General features: G+C 56.3%; 7 protein-coding genes and 1 tRNA gene. 4 read left to right on the top strand and 4 right to left on the bottom strand.

Annotated features, from left to right (window positions below):
- Positions 1-194 precede the first annotated feature (194 nt).
- Positions 195-4,874 (top strand): DUF3320 domain-containing protein, encoded by a 4,680-nt coding sequence (locus HEP89_RS06455; protein ID WP_168691571.1) that lies wholly within the window; start codon positions 195-197, stop codon positions 4,872-4,874.
- A gap of 85 nt (positions 4,875-4,959) precedes the next feature.
- Positions 4,960-5,895 (top strand): restriction endonuclease, encoded by a 936-nt coding sequence (locus HEP89_RS06450; protein WP_168691570.1) that lies wholly within the window; start codon positions 4,960-4,962, stop codon positions 5,893-5,895.
- A 61-nt stretch (positions 5,896-5,956) separates the two neighbouring features.
- Here HEP89_RS06450 and HEP89_RS06445 read toward each other — a convergent pair whose 3' ends face one another.
- Positions 5,957-6,940, bottom strand: coding sequence for a site-specific integrase (locus tag HEP89_RS06445; protein WP_168691569.1), 984 nt, complete (start codon positions 6,938-6,940; stop codon positions 5,957-5,959).
- A 102-nt stretch (positions 6,941-7,042) separates the two neighbouring features.
- Positions 7,043-7,119, bottom strand: a tRNA-Arg gene (locus tag HEP89_RS06440).
- Between the two features lie 309 nt (positions 7,120-7,428).
- Between HEP89_RS06440 and HEP89_RS06435 the strand changes: the two genes are divergently transcribed.
- Positions 7,429-8,985: a cryptochrome/photolyase family protein gene (locus HEP89_RS06435; protein WP_168691568.1), complete on the top strand. Its 1,557-nt coding sequence runs from the start codon at positions 7,429-7,431 to the stop codon at positions 8,983-8,985.
- Positions 8,986-9,343: 358 nt separating this feature from the next.
- Here the strand turns inward: HEP89_RS06435 and HEP89_RS06430 are convergent, their stop codons facing one another.
- Positions 9,344-9,760: a septal ring lytic transglycosylase RlpA family protein gene (locus HEP89_RS06430; RefSeq protein WP_075281742.1), complete on the bottom strand. Its 417-nt coding sequence runs from the start codon at positions 9,758-9,760 to the stop codon at positions 9,344-9,346.
- Between the two features lie 341 nt (positions 9,761-10,101).
- Here HEP89_RS06430 and HEP89_RS06425 point away from each other — a divergent pair, with 341 nt between their 5' ends.
- A complete protein-coding gene (locus HEP89_RS06425) occupies positions 10,102-12,195 on the top strand; it encodes a GGDEF and EAL domain-containing protein (protein WP_077291061.1) in 2,094 nt (697 codons plus the stop codon).
- Positions 12,196-12,258: 63 nt separating this feature from the next.
- Here the strand turns inward: HEP89_RS06425 and gyrB are convergent, their stop codons facing one another.
- Positions 12,259-14,712 carry a DNA topoisomerase (ATP-hydrolyzing) subunit B gene (gene gyrB / locus HEP89_RS06420; RefSeq protein ID WP_055657055.1) on the bottom strand — a complete coding sequence of 818 codons (2,454 nt, stop codon included), beginning with the start codon at positions 14,710-14,712 and terminating at the stop codon, positions 12,259-12,261.
- Positions 14,713-14,732: the final 20 nt, after the last annotated feature.

The following is a 14,732-nucleotide window of genomic DNA, read 5'->3' as shown; positions in this document are numbered from 1 at the left end:
GCATCCGATCAGCGGCAGCAGGGTTGCGCGTCATAATTGCACTTTCGCGCATTGTGACGGCTATGAACTTGTGGCTATAAATAATCTAATGAATTCAGGGGTCTTTGGGGGAGCTCGATTTCATCAACACCCTTTAAAGTCGAAATTCAGCTTTTTGCTGAGCGAAACACATTCGAATTTGGCGTTTACCTGCGATGACGATCCACGACACAGCATCAACCCAATCTTCAAAAAGCCTCTCGGATTACCTTGCCGAGGCCCGCCGACGGCTCGTCGAAACGGGCACCCGTAATCGTCTTGTTCACGTCAACCGGTCCGCAAAGAGGGCAAACGCTCTCAACATCATCAATGAGCGGTCAGACGACATCTATGAGCTTCTGCGCGTCAAAGGCCGCAAGATGAAGTTCCTGGCCACCGGCAGCGACGATCCAGAGGCCGATGAGGGCCCAGATCTGTCTGTGGAGGGTGATGCAGCGTTTGATGAAGGGCGATACCAGGACACTTTTCTGGAGACATCGCTCGGTTCTGATGCCTTGCAGAAGAGACTCCTTCGGCTTTTTGCAGACGCGAAGACTGCCGAGGAAGAGCAGGGCATCAACATTCTGTATCTGGCAATGGGTTTCTTGAAATGGTTGGAAGACAAGAGCTCGGCAGTTCCGCGTGAATCCCCCCTTATTCTAATTCCTGTTGAATTGAAGCGAAACGAACGCGGCTCGTCATTCGACATTTGTGTCCGCGACGACGACATCGTCACGAACCTGCCACTGCAAGAACGTCTGCAAAGCGATTTCGGGATTACGCTTCCGGAAATTGACGACAGCACGGAATGGGCTCCCGGCGGGTATTTCGACCGAGTTGATGACGCAATAGAAGGCCGCGAAGGTTGGGGAATTGATCGCGACGGAATGCAGGTCGGGTTCTTTTCCTTTGCCAAACTTCTGATGCTCCGGGATCTGGACCCGGAGAACTGGCCTGAAGCGGCTTTGTTGGAGAGCACACTGCTTCGCGGGGTACTCAAAGAAGGCTTCGAAACCGAAGCTCCGCTTTTTCCCGATGGCGTGTCTCTTGATAGCCGTCTGAAACCTTCAGACATAATTCAGGTCGTGGACGCGGACGCCTCTCAAACGAAGGTCATTGAGGAGGTACGTGCGGGGCGTAACCTCGTGGTTCAAGGGCCTCCGGGAACGGGCAAATCCCAGACCATCACCAACATCATCGCATCGGCGATCCATGACGGCAAAAGTGTTCTCTTCGTTGCGGAAAAGATGGCTGCTTTGGACGTGGTGCACAGTCGCCTCGTCAAGACCAATCTTTCAGATGCTTGTCTTGAGCTGCATTCGAGATTTGCGAACAAGAAGGCTTTCCTCCATGAACTGGGGCGAACGCTGAATGCTGGTCTGGGTTCGTTTCCTTCGAGCGCTGATACCTCCAGTTTGGAAGAGATCCGCAATCGCCTCAACCGGATTGCTTCCACCCTTCATGACCGTGTCCCGGGACGCAGCTATACGCCGATCTCGGCTATGGCCCAGATTTCGCGCCTATTCGGAAAGAAGATCCCTGCCCCTTCAATCGCGGTCGAAAACGCGGATGCACTGGATGACGATGCGGTCAATCAACTCGCTGAATTGATTTCCGCTTATGCAGCGGCGCTTGAGAAAATAGGTTCACCTGCCGAACACCCGTTCTACAGTGTTGAAAAACTGAACTTGCAGCCGACAGACCAGCAGCGCCTGGAAGTGAAAATTCGAGCCGCTCACGACGGGCTGCAACGGCTGCAAGACACGGCCGCCAACCTCTCGGAGGCACTTTCGGTTTTAGCTCCGCAAACGCTTAAAGAGGCAAGAAATCTGGGGCAGTTGCTTGGTGCGGCAGAGAGCGCCCCAGTGGGTCATGACGATCTTGTCACCGCTGTTTTGCCACATGCGGATGACACGCGGCTGACTGAGGCCCTGGTCGCCGGGGCTGATTGGAAGAACGCGCAAGAGGTTCTTTCCGAGACCTTCTCCGAAGCCGCTTTCACGGCTCCGGTCGAACACATGCGACATGGTTTAGCTGCAGGGCTGGGGTCATTTTTCTCACGCCTTTTTGGCCCCTATCGCAGGACATCCAATGAGTTCGCGACTCTGTTGAAAGGTCCTCTGCCCAAGACTGCGAGGGAGCGTGTTGCTCTCCTCGATAGTTTGGTCGCCGTCCAGAAGAAAAGAAAGGTCCTTGCGGAAGACGAGGGGTATCTGCAGGAAAAGCTTGGTGGGCTCTTTAGAGGCGAACGCACACGGTTTGCGGAACTGGTCGCCGTGGCCGCCTGGCTAAAAGCCCTAAAAAGTCTTGATGGTGAGATCCAGCTTGAAACCTGTCGAAAGCTTATGGACATGCGCGAAGACGCAGCCAAAGCCAAGATCAAACTTGAAGATGAAATTCGAGAAGTTGAAAGCAAACTCACTGAAATCATCAAGGAACTGCAGTGGCAGCGCTTTTTAACAATTGCTTTTGATGATGTCCGTTTCGAAGATTTCTCAGCATCGTTGAGCAAAGTTGCTCAGTCCATGCCGCTTTATTCTCAATGGGTGGATACTGCCCATAAAGTGGCGCGGTTAAATGAAAACGGAATGAGCGCCTTTGTGTCAGCTTTGGATGAGGGCAAGCTCTCTGCAGCAAGTGCTGTCGATGAGTTTCGATACGGCATCGCTGAAGCCCGATGGAACAATGCGCTCAAGACAGTTTCAGACTTGTCTGAACTCGCACGATTAAACCGCCATCAGCTTGTTGATGTTTTTCAGACGCTTGAAAAACGCCGATTTGTTGAGACTGCCGATCAGATCAAGTCGAAGCACTTGTCACAAATGCCCAAAGGGGCTGCTGGTCCTATGGGGTTCTTGCGAGCAGAAATCGCCAAGAAGACCAGACATCGGTCTATCCGCAAGATCATGGAAGCCGCTGGCGACATGGTACAGCGCATCAAACCTGTCTTTTTGATGAGCCCGATCTCCGTCGCCCAGTACTTGAAACCAGGCACGTTGAACTTTGATCTTCTGGTAATTGATGAGGCCAGCCAGGTGCGTCCGGAAGACGCGCTGGGAGCAATCGCACGATGCGGTCAAATCGTGGTCGTGGGAGACCGCAAGCAGCTTCCCCCCACCAGCTTCTTCGACAAACTGGCTGGCAATGCTTCAGAAGAAGAAGATGAAGACGCAATTCCGGAAACATCCGGTGCCGTCGAACTGGAGAGTATTCTGACCGCTTGCGAAGCGCGTGGTCTTCGGTCCGCAATGCTGGAGTGGCACTATCGCTCAAGAGACCCGTCACTCATTCAGGTCTCAAATGCCGAGTTCTATGAAAGCCGATTGGTTTTGCCGCCGTCACCGGTGCAATTGGACGAAAATTTTGGACTTCGTTTCAATCGTGTTGAAGGCGTCTATTCAAGTAAGAGCAAAGGCAACGGACGAGCTGGAACGAACATCATAGAAGCGGAAAGGATTGCGGAAGCCATTACCCGGCACGCACAGCAGACGCCCAATCTGTCGCTTGGCGTCGTCGCTTTTTCCAAAAGCCAAGCGGACATGATCACGGAGGTTCTTGAGGTCCAGCGGCGGACGAACTCGACCCTCGATGATTTCTTGCGGGAAGGCCGTGCCGAGGATGTCTTTGTAAAGAACATTGAAAACGTGCAGGGAGACGAACGAGACGTGATCCTGATCAGTGTCGGCTATGGCCCGCACGAACCAAATGGCCGTCTGGCATCGATGAATTTCGGTCCGGTGAACGGAGAAGGTGGGGAGCGGCGGCTAAACGTGCTTTTCAGTCGTGCAAGGGTGCTCTGCGATGTGTTCTGCTCGTTCGACCCCGGCGACATTGATCCGCGCAAGGCAACTCGCGATGGTCCAAGAATTCTGAAAAGGTTTCTGGAGTTCGCCAAGTCTGGACAGATCGAAGAAGCCAGCAGCACGGGGTTCGGCCCAGACAGTCCGTTCGAAGAGGATGTTGCTGAAGTTATCCGGGGACTTGGCTATCCAGTTGACTACCAGGTCGGTAGCTCAGGCTTCCGGATCGACCTTGGTGTAAGGCACCCAGACAAACCCGGCCAATACATCCTTGCGGTAGAGTGCGATGGAGCGACTTACCATGGAGCCCTGTGGGCACGTGAACGCGATCGTTTGCGTCAGGCTGTTCTCGAAGGCCTCGGCTGGAAGTTTCATCGTATTTGGAGCACCGATTGGTTTCATCGGCGAACGGATGAGATTCAGCGTCTTCAAGAAATGTTGGCAAAAGCGATCGAGGCATCCGATGCAGTGCTGAAGATCGCTGGCGCGAATGAAGGTGGAACGCAGAAGGCAGAAGAGCCGGAACAACTTGTTTCTGATTTCACCGGTCTCGATGAGACTGAACTAACGGCTGCGAAGTACCGAAGAGCAAAAATCATCGTCGTTGATGCAGAGCCTCATTTAGTTCAGCCCTGGCGCATGGCTGGGTACGTAACGTCCATTGTCGAACAAGAAGGCCCGATTCATTCAGATGAAGTAGCTCGACGAATTGCCTATGCTTTCGGAAAAAATCGTGCCGGTGGGCGAATTCACGACGCGGTGGTGTCAGCGTTGAAAATTGCGGCGAACAAAAAAAGCATCTGTCATGAGTCGTCATTCTGGTTCACTGAAAGTCAACGAGACGAACCGCCGATCCGGAGCCGCTCAGAAGAAAGTTCCCCCACGACCAAGGCTGAGTATCTCTCACATTTGGAGATCGAAGCAGCCGCGAAGCTCATTCGAACGGAATGCGGAGAACTTGAGGAAGACGAGATGGTCAGGGCGGTCTGTCGGCTGCTGGGGTATTTGCGAGCAGGTCCGGATCTGCAATCGCGTATCCGGACGGTACTATTTTGAAAACCACACCGCTCGGATGGAGTCTTCTCTAGGCGAATTTCGCCCAATCCCCGGCGTTCAACACGTGCCAGTGACGTAGGATAAAATGACGATACCCGACTATCAGGATCTGATGCTTCCTGTTCTTCGTTACGCTGCAATGGGCGAGCAACGCGTTCCGCATGTGTCGGAAATGATTGCGGACGACCTGGGGCTGTCTGAAAACGAGCGAGAGGAACTTCTGCCAAGCGGGCACCAGAGAATTCTGCACAATCGCGTTCATTGGGCAAAGTTTTACATGAGCAAAGCAGGGCTGATCGACAGTCCTGCGCGTGGAAGGTTTGTCGCTTCGGAAGCTGGCAAGCGATTGCTCGAAACCAATCCGGAAAAACTCAACACACAGGTATTGCTGCAGATCCCTGAGTTTGCCGAATTCTACCGCTCCAGCAATAAGCAAAACACGGGAAGTACAAGCGCCGGAACTACGCAAGACGAACCCGTGAGCTCCGAAACGGCAACGCCAGAGGAACAAATTGAGTCCGCCTATCGTTCGCTAAACGCGGCTTTGCGGGCCGATCTCCTTGACAGAATACGGGAGAATTCTCCTGCATTCTTCGAGAAGCTGATCGTCGATCTTCTCGTGGCGATGGGTTACGGCGGTTCGCACAAGAACGCTGCCGAACAACTCGGTCGAACCGGTGACGGTGGGATAGATGGTGTCATCAATGAAGATCGTCTCGGTCTCGATAGAATTTACGTTCAAGCGAAACGCTACGCCGAGGAAAACACTATTGGACGTCCTGCGGTGCAAGGCTTTGTAGGGTCTCTTGTGGGGTTCGGGGCCACGAAAGGTGTCTTCGTAACAGCTTCGAGCTTCTCCAGCGGTGCAATCAACTATGTGAAGAACTTGCCGCAGCGAGTGATCCTGATTGATGGAACGCGGCTTGCCGATCTAATGATCGAGCACGGAGTCGGGACAAGAGCCCATAGAACAATCCAAATTCAGCGCCTGGATGAAGACTTCTTTTCTGAGGATGGATAGGTGGGCTGCTGAGCCCAAGTATTCCCTGTCGGGGTATGTGCCAGCAGCCCGAGGGTTTGCGTTATAGAGACAGTTTCCGCGCTACGTCGGTTGCCTTGGGGTGTGTATAGCGGAACAGCATCCGGGGATCCTTGTGCCCGCTAATCATGGCGACCTCTGGAACGTTGAGACCCATTTCAAAGAACCGGCTGACCGCCTCATGTCTGAGATCATGAAATCTCAGGTCATCGAGTTCGGCTCGTGCTTTTGTCCGCTCCCAAGCCAGACGCAAGGCGTTAGCGGAGATCGGGAACACAAGACCGGTTGAAGTCGCACAATCCTCAAGCACCGCTAAGGCTGACTTGGAGAGCGGTATCGTTCTGGGATCTCCATTCTTTGTTTCCCGGATCTTTGCGGTCCGACTGTCCTTGTCTATGTCCGCCCATGTCAGCTTGAGGATTTCTCCTCGGCGCATTCCTGTCGCCAGGGCAAACTGAATGACTGGTTTGACAAACTTGTTGCGGCACTTGTCAGCGGCAGTCAGAAGAGCCTGGAGTTCCTTGGGAGAGAGTCTCCGCTCACGTGCCTTGCCGTCAGAGGGAACCTGGATGTTATGAACCGGGTTTTCCTTGAGAGGTGCGTCCCATTCCTTGCGAGCGACCTCCAGACAGTGGCGCAGGATAACAAGCTCCCGCCTGACACTTGAAGGGCTCACAACGCGAAGCCGTTCGTCACGGTAACGCGCAATGGCGGAAGAGGTGAGTTTGCTGATCGGGATCCGCGCGATGTCATGCTGCAGCAGTGTCTTGAGCCTGTACCTTTCGGCCACCTCGCCGCGCTTCCTGGGGGTGATTTCCTTCCGATAGCGAAAAAGCAGGTCGGACAGGGGTGGGGATTTTTGTGCACGTGGCATTATCCCGAAGTCTTCCCGGTCCAGGGCAACTTCTGTCTGTTTTGCCCAGAGCTCTGCGTCGGCTCTCTTGAGGAATGATTTTGTAATGGGCGCATGGCCCTGACGGCGGACCTGGGCTTGCCAGCTCTGTCCGCGTTTTCGAATGGTAGCCATTCTCGTCTCCGTCACTGTGACACCAGTGTGACAGACCGATCTGAGTTGGCTTTCGAGGGTATCGAGTGATCTTCCAAGTAGTTGAAATTACTTGTCAAATCATGGCGCACCCGACAGGATTCGAACCTGTGACCTCTGCCTTCGGAGGGCAGCGCTCTATCCAGCTGAGCTACGGGTGCTCTTCGCGCGCGCAAGGTCTGCGCGGCGGATAGAGGGGTCTGATACAAGATCCGGCGATCCGGGGCAATCGCTTTCTGAAATTTTGGACAAGATATCGGCGGGGGTGTCGGGGTTGGATGAACGCTTGGTTATCTGCGCATACGCCGGTGGTTTTTTGGGTGCTCGAGCCTGGCTGGTTAGGGAGAAACTGGCCGGACAGAGTAGGGCGGGTCGCGTTTGATCCGGGAGCGCGAGGAAAAAAGCCGCAGAGGTGATAGGGCGGCGGGGTTTGTGCGTAGGAAGGCCTGAACCGGAAAAAACAGAGCCCCATGACCGAGACCAACCACTGCCGTTCGCTTGTACTTGTGCTGGGAGACCAGCTGAGTCTTGACCTGTCCAGCCTGAAGCGGGCCGATCCAGCCCACGACAGGGTGCTGATGGTCGAGGTGATGGTGGAGGCCACTTATGTGCGCCATCACAAGAAGAAGATTGCCTTCCTGTTTTCCGCCATGCGCCACTTCGCCGAAGAGCTGAAGGAAGCCGGCTGGACGGTGGATTACGTCAAGCTGGATGACCCTGCCAACAGCGGCAGCTTCAAGGGTGAGGTGAAGCGGGCCTGCGAACGCCTGCGGCCACAGCGGATGGTGGTTACCGAACCCGGCGAGTGGCGGGTCTTGGAGGACATGCGCTCCTGGTCCGACGCTTTCAGCCTTCCGGTGGAGATCCTGACCGACACGCGGTTCTTCTCAACGGTGGCGGATTTCCGGGCGTGGGCGAACGGACGCAAGCAATTGCGCATGGAATATTTCTACCGCGAGATGCGCCGTTCCACCGGCCTGCTGATGGACGGTGACAAGCCGGCGGGGGGCAAATGGAACTATGATGCGGACAATCGCAAGCCTGCGCAGCCGGACCTGTTCATGCTAGAGCCGAAACGCTTTAAGCCGGACGCAATCACGCAAGAGGTGCTGGACCTGGTCGCCAGTCGATTTTCCGGGCACATAGGCGACATTGAACCATTCTGGTTCGCAGTGACCCGCAAGGACGCGGAAGAGGCCTGTGAGCACTTCCTGGCCGACATGCTGGCCGATTTCGGAACCTATCAGGATGCCATGCTGAGCGGCCGGAAGTTTCTGTTCCACTCGGTACTGTCGGCCTATCTGAATGCCGGCCTGCTGGATGCCAAGGTGTTGTGCCGGAAGGTGGAAGAGGCATGGAAAGCGGACGAGGTTCCGCTCAATGCCGCCGAAGGGTTCATCCGGCAGATCCTTGGCTGGCGGGAATATGTGCGCGGCATCTACTGGCTGAAGATGCCGGACTATGTCGACAGCAATTCACTTGGTGCCGACCGACCGTTGCCCGATTTCTACTGGACCGGACAGACACGCATGCGCTGCCTGTCGGAAGCGATCGGCCAGACGTTGGAAGAAGCCTATGCCCACCACATTCAAAGACTGATGGTGACAGGCAATTTCGCCCTGCTGGCGGGCGTCAGGCCGAAGGAAGTGCATGAATGGTATCTGATGGTCTACGCCGACGCCTATGAATGGGTGGAAGCGCCCAACACCATTGGCATGAGCCAGTTTGCCGATGGCGGGCTTCTCGGCTCCAAACCCTATGTATCGAGCGGCAACTATATCGACCGGATGTCGGACTATTGCGGCGCATGCTCTTATGACGTGAAGCAGAAGACGGGGCCGAAGGCCTGTCCGTTCAATGCGCTTTACTGGGACTTTCTGGACCGCAACAAGGAGGTGCTCAAGGGCAATCCGCGGCTCGGTCAGCCTTACGCGTCCTGGCACAGGATGGGGCCGGAAAAACAGCAGTTACTCAAGGAAAGTGCTGCGGACTTCCTGAAACGTCTGTTTGAGGGGGAGGAGGTCTGAAACTGGCGCGTCCGCGTAAGCAAAAGCAGAGGCTATCGAGGGCAGTTTCGAGCCGGTTACGGCGGGATGAGGAATGTTACAAAAAAAACGCGCAGCCGTTAGACTGCGCGAATAAAGTTACTGTGCACGTGGCCCCATCGACCACGGCGGCAACTCTAGCGGCATCTTTCTCGATTGTCATTACCGTAAAATATTTTATTTTTTGATTCACTGTAATGCGACTGATCGTTATTCATACTGAGTCATATATGAAATAATGTGTCGTACAAATTAATTCATTAAATTCAGCGCTTTAAATTTGTCATACAATTTGGAAGCGCCGTTGCGGCAAGGAAATGTTGTCTTTCCTGCCGCAAATTTATTGGCAAATTTGCTTATATTCGGAAGAAATTTTCCCGGCTTTGCTGGAAAGTTTTACGCGCGTGATGCCTCTGCGGACAAAACCGAGCTCTTTTGCTGCCGCCCAGGTCACATCTATAACACGGCCCTTGGCAAAGGGGCCCCGGTCGTTGATACGCACCGTGACGGTCTTTCCGTTGGCAAGATTGGTCACATCCACCAGCGTACCGAAGGGCAGGCTCCTGTGGGCTGCGGTCAGTTGGTTGGGGTTTGCGCGTTCACCACTGGCGGTGGTGCCGCCGAGCTTGTACCAGGACGCTTTCCCGCATTGTTGATAGACGCCCGCCTGAGCACCGCTGACGACACCTGCTGCTGCAAGCAAGGCACCCGCCAAGGCAACGCGCGATAAATGCCGCGCGAGAACAATTCTCTTCATGATAGTCCCCCTGGGGCAAGTGAGCCCGCCCCGATCGATCTTGAACACAGTTTCGTGACGACGCTGGTAACATTCCGCAGCGGCGCCTTTGCGTCGTGAGGGTGATCAAAATGTGGCAGTTTTCGGGGCAAATGAGGCGCTAGTATAAAATAAACATAAAATTTTAAATACATTTGCAATAGTCGAATTAATTTTTGATTTACTATAAAAATTCTAAGAGTTGTGGGTAGTTTTTCTGTTTCGGTTTTGCCAACTGAACTGTGTTAGTAATTTTTACATAGGAGCGGCGCATGTGTGTATTGATTAGCGCCATTTTAACGGCAATTTGAAAGGGCGGTCTGGTGCAAGTCAGCCATCGGTTCTTAAGCGACCGGCTGGAACAATCCGGTCGTGCGGAAAATAATAATCTTACAGGCTTCCACACGTCCCTGCTGGAGGTTCTTCCCCATGCTGCGGCCTATGTCGCGCAGGATGGCAGCGTCCTTGTTCACAACAAGCAGATGAAGGCGCTTTGCGCCGCAAAAGGCGTCTTTCCGGTGCCGGTCAGCCTGCCGTCGCTTTTGTCGGAAACAAGCTGGCGGCGGTGCGAGGCGGTTCTGTCAGCGGCTTTCAGCGGTGTTCCCGCGCAGGCGAGCGGGGCCATCGTGCTGCAGTCGGGCGAAACCTTCTGCCACCACATGATTTGCACATCCTTTGTCTCTCTCTCGGGCGAGCGCCAGGCTGTCCTGGTCCAGTTCGATCTGGAAGAACACGGCCAGGACGAGATCGTTACCCTGCCAGAGCCGGCGCGAAATGAAATCCGCTCCGCAAAGTCCGCAAGGGATCTCGATCTTCTGGAGCATTTTCCGGACGACGTTCTTGTGTTCGACGGTTCCGAAAGCCTCGATGAAATGGCGGGAAAGCTGCTGAAGCTGATCAACAGCGACTATGAAATGGACCTCTTGGCCGAAGCCCTGGAAAATCTGGAAGGCGAACTGCCGCAGACCTTCTATATTCCGGAAAATCGAAGCTTCCAGGCAGCAGGTTACGTGACCGATCGCCAGATGTGCGAAGTGCGGCTCGTTCCCATTCCCGGTTCGGTGAAGAGTAAGCCGGGCATGGGTGCCTCAATGGCGGTTATCCGGCGCAATGTCGACTGCCCTCAGGAAACCGCCGAAAACAGGCGCCTGGCGTATCTCGACCCGCTGACGGGCCTGGAAAACCGCCGTGCCTTTACCAAGGCCTTGAAACGTGAGCTGACCCGGCTTGCCGCAGAAGATGAAATCGGCCTCGCTGTTCTTTATATCGATCTCGACGAGTTCAAGAAGGTCAATGATCTTGGTGGCCACGACGCGGGTGATGACATGCTCCAGCGGGTCGCGGCTTGCCTGCGCCTGACCTTGGGTGAATTCGGGACAGCCGCCAGGATCGGCGGTGATGAATTTGCCGGCATGGTGCCGGTGGTCAACGAGGAAGCCGCTCTCGATATCGCCGAGGAAATTCTGGCCGGTTTTGACCGTATCCGCCTGGAGGTGGGGGACCGGGTGTTCACCATTGGCGGGTCCATCGGTGTGGCGTTCCTCGACAGCAATGTGAAGCTGCGTGAAGGCGATGCGGCAGCTCTTCTGGGGCTGGCCGATCGGGCATGTTTGCGCGGCAAGCGATTTGGCGGCCGTTCCGTGCAGGTTCATTCGGTGCAGCCGCAGGATTGCGAAGGCGCGGGTGGTGAGCTGGCGGATCTACCCGAGCCGGGAAGTTTCCGCGGCAACGAGCTGACGCTCTATGCGATGCCCATCGTCTGCCTGAAACGGAACAGGGCCTGCGGTTCCGAAATCCTTCTGCGCCTGCAGGGAGATCGTGCCCGGGGCCTGTCTTCACGTGCCTGGATCTCGGCTGCCGAACGCTCCGGGTTCATTGCACAGGTGGATGCCTGGACGCTGGACAAGGTGCTGGACGCGGCAGAGCGCAATCCCGACCGTACCATCCTGACGATGAACGTCTCGGCTGAATCCGCCCGCGATCCGATTTTCCGTGACGGGCTCTATCATCGTTTGTCGGTCAATCCGCTGCTGGCATCCAAGCTGTGCCTCGAAATCGCGGAAAAGGATTTTTTGCGGGAGCCGGCGAGTGTTCAGGCGTTTTTCAAGTTCGTGAACGAACTGGGGTGCCAGACCGCCATTGACGATTTTGCCGGACACTGGCCGGTTCTGTCGCGGTTGACCAACCTGCGTGTCGAATGGCTGAAGCTTGAATCGAGCCTCACTCAGCAGGTGGTGGAAGAGCCCGCCAAAGCGGCCATCCTGAACGGGCTGGTTCGCGCCGCCCACGAGCTCGGCATCAAGGTGATCGCCAAACATGTGGAAACGGCGGAAGAGGCCAGTCTGCTGAGGGAGCTCGATATCGAGGCGGCACAGGGCTACTTCTTCGGTCGGCCCGAACCCTGGCCCGGCGGTTGAGCGAAACCTGAAATCGTAAAAAAGCGGCGCAAAGCGCCGCTATTTTGTTTGTTTGCCAAGGCCTTAGATGTCGAGGTTGGCCACGGCCAGGGCATTTTCCTGGATGAATTCGCGCCGCGGATCGACCTCGTCTCCCATCAGTTTGGTGAAGATGTCGTCGGCGTCGTCAGCCTCGCGCACCTTCACCTGCAGCAGGGAGCGGACATTCGGGTCGAGCGTCGTTTCCCAGAGCTGTTCCGGGTTCATCTCGCCGAGACCCTTGTAGCGCTGCAGCGAGATACCCTTCTGGCCGGCGGCGTAGATCTGGTTCAGCAAGGCGCGAGGCCCCCGAATTTCCGTCGAGATATCCTTGCGCCGCAAGACGGCGGCCTTGCCGTAGATCTCGTTCAGATGGGCTGCGTGTGCTGCAAGGCGGCGTGCGTCCGTGGAGCCAAGCAGGGCAGCGTCAATCGTTGCGGCTTCCTGCACGCCGCGAACCATCCGTTTGAACACTAGGCTGCCGTCGTCCCGCGCTTCGCCGGTCCAGCCCCGTTCGAATTCGTCGGCCAGGATGTCCATCCGGCGGGCGATATAGGCGGCAGCTTCCTCAGCCTTGCCCTGATCGTCCAGGATTTCCGGTGTCAACGCACCTGCAATCGCGGCCTGTTCGACAACATCGCGGTTGTAGCGTGAATGCAACCCGTCGAAGATGTCGGAAATGGTCCGTGCGGTTTCGGCGACGGCACGAAGGTCCTGGCCGGTGCGAACCTCGCCGTTGGCAAGCGTCAGCGAAGCTTCGTCCAGACCCTGTCCGATCAGATAGTCTTCCAGCGCCTTCTGGTCTTTCAGGTACTGCTCGGACTGGCCGCGCTTGACCTTGTAGAGCGGTGGCTGCGCAATATAGATGTAGCCGTTTTCGATCAGCTCCGGCATCTGGCGGAAGAAGAACGTCAGAAGCAGGGTGCGAATGTGCGCGCCGTCCACGTCAGCATCGGTCATGATGATGATCTTGTGATAGCGCAGCTTCTCGACGTTGAATTCTTCCTTGCCGATGCCGGTTCCAAGCGCCGTGATCAGCGTGCCGATTTCGTTCGAGGACAGCATCTTGTCAAAGCGTGCCCGTTCCACGTTGAGGATCTTGCCGCGCAGAGGCAGCACGGCCTGGTTTTCGCGGTGACGGCCCTGTTTGGCCGAGCCACCTGCGGAATCACCCTCCACCAGGAAGAGTTCGGCCTTGGAGGCGTCGCGCTCCTGGCAATCGGCAAGCTTGCCGGGCAGGGAGGCAATGTCGAGGGCGCCCTTGCGGCGCGTCAGCTCGCGCGCCTTGCGGGCGGCTTCACGCGCGGAAGCCGCTTCCACCACCTTGGAGACAATCGTCTTGGCCGGCGCGGGGTTTTCCTCAAGCCATTCGCTTAGGATCTGCGAGATCAGGTTTTCGACCACCGGACGCACTTCGGAGGAAACCAGCTTGTCCTTGGTCTGGGACGAGAATTTCGGATCCGGCACCTTGACGGAAAGAACGCAGGTCAGGCCTTCACGGCAGTCATCGCCGGAAAGGTTCACCTTTTCCTTCTTCATCAGGCCGGTTGCTTCCGCATAGCCGGTGACCTGCCTGGTCAGCGCAGCCCGGAAACCGGCAAGGTGGGTACCGCCATCGCGCTGCGGAATGTTGTTAGTGAAGCACAGCACATGCTCATGATAGCTGTCGTTCCACCACATGGCGGCTTCGACCGTGATGCCGTCACGCTCGGCCCGCATGTTGATCGGCTCCTCGATCAACGGATGTTTGGCACGGTCCAGATAGCGCACGAACGCTTCCAGGCCACCTTCGTAGAACAGCTCCTCGACCTTGTCCTCAACGCCGCGCTTGTCCGTCAGGATGATGCGGACGCCGGAGTTCAGGAAGGCCAGCTCGCGCAGCCGGTGTTCCAGCGTGCTGAAATCGAACTCGGTCTTGGTGAAGGTTTCCGGTGACGGCAGGAAGGTCACCTCGGTCCCTTTTCTGCCGTTGGCCGGGCCAACCACCTTGAGCGGTGCCTGGGCATCGCCATGGGCAAAGGTCATGGAGTGTTCTTCGCCGTTGCGCCAGATGCGCAGTTCCAGCTTTGTCGACAGTGCATTGACCACGGAAACGCCCACGCCGTGCAATCCGCCGGAGACCTTGTAGGAGTTCTGGTCGAATTTACCGCCCGCGTGCAGCTGGGTCATGATGACCTCGGCAGCCGACACGCCTTCTTCCGAGTGCAGGTCCGTCGGAATTCCGCGGCCGTTATCGGATACCGTAACCGATCCGTCCGGGTTGAGCGTCACGGTCACATGGTCGGCATGGCCGGCCAGCGCTTCGTCGATGGCGTTGTCGACCACCTCGTAGACCATGTGGTGCAGACCGGAGCCGTCATCGGTGTCGCCGATATACATGCCGGGCCGCTTGCGCACGGCATCGAGGCCCTTGAGGACCTTGATGCTGTCGGCGCCATATTCGGCACCGCCATTGGTTTCGGGGGTCGGGCTGCTCTCAGGCGTGGACGTGTCGCTCATGCGAATCAATCACCAATCGA

This window comes from Labrenzia sp. 5N (assembly GCF_012395805.1).
Classification (GTDB): Bacteria; Pseudomonadota; Alphaproteobacteria; order Rhizobiales; family Stappiaceae; genus Roseibium; species Roseibium algicola.
Note: the sequence above shows the minus strand (reverse complement) of the source record. Positions and strands in the feature narration are given on the sequence as shown.

What these genes read in the sequence shown, in the direction of transcription:
- HEP89_RS06455 (WP_168691571.1), top strand. Translation starts at nt 195, where the DNA reads ATGACGATCCACGACACAGCATCAACCCAATCTTCAAAAAGCCTCTCG.
- HEP89_RS06450 (WP_168691570.1), top strand. Translation starts at nt 4,960, where the DNA reads ATGACGATACCCGACTATCAGGATCTGATGCTTCCTGTTCTTCGTTAC.
- HEP89_RS06445 (WP_168691569.1), bottom strand. Translation starts at nt 6,940, where the DNA reads ATGGCTACCATTCGAAAACGCGGACAGAGCTGGCAAGCCCAGGTCCGC.
- HEP89_RS06435 (WP_168691568.1), top strand. Translation starts at nt 7,429, where the DNA reads ATGACCGAGACCAACCACTGCCGTTCGCTTGTACTTGTGCTGGGAGAC.
- HEP89_RS06430 (WP_075281742.1), bottom strand. Translation starts at nt 9,760, where the DNA reads ATGAAGAGAATTGTTCTCGCGCGGCATTTATCGCGCGTTGCCTTGGCG.
- gyrB (WP_055657055.1), bottom strand. Translation starts at nt 14,712, where the DNA reads ATGAGCGACACGTCCACGCCTGAGAGCAGCCCGACCCCCGAAACCAAT.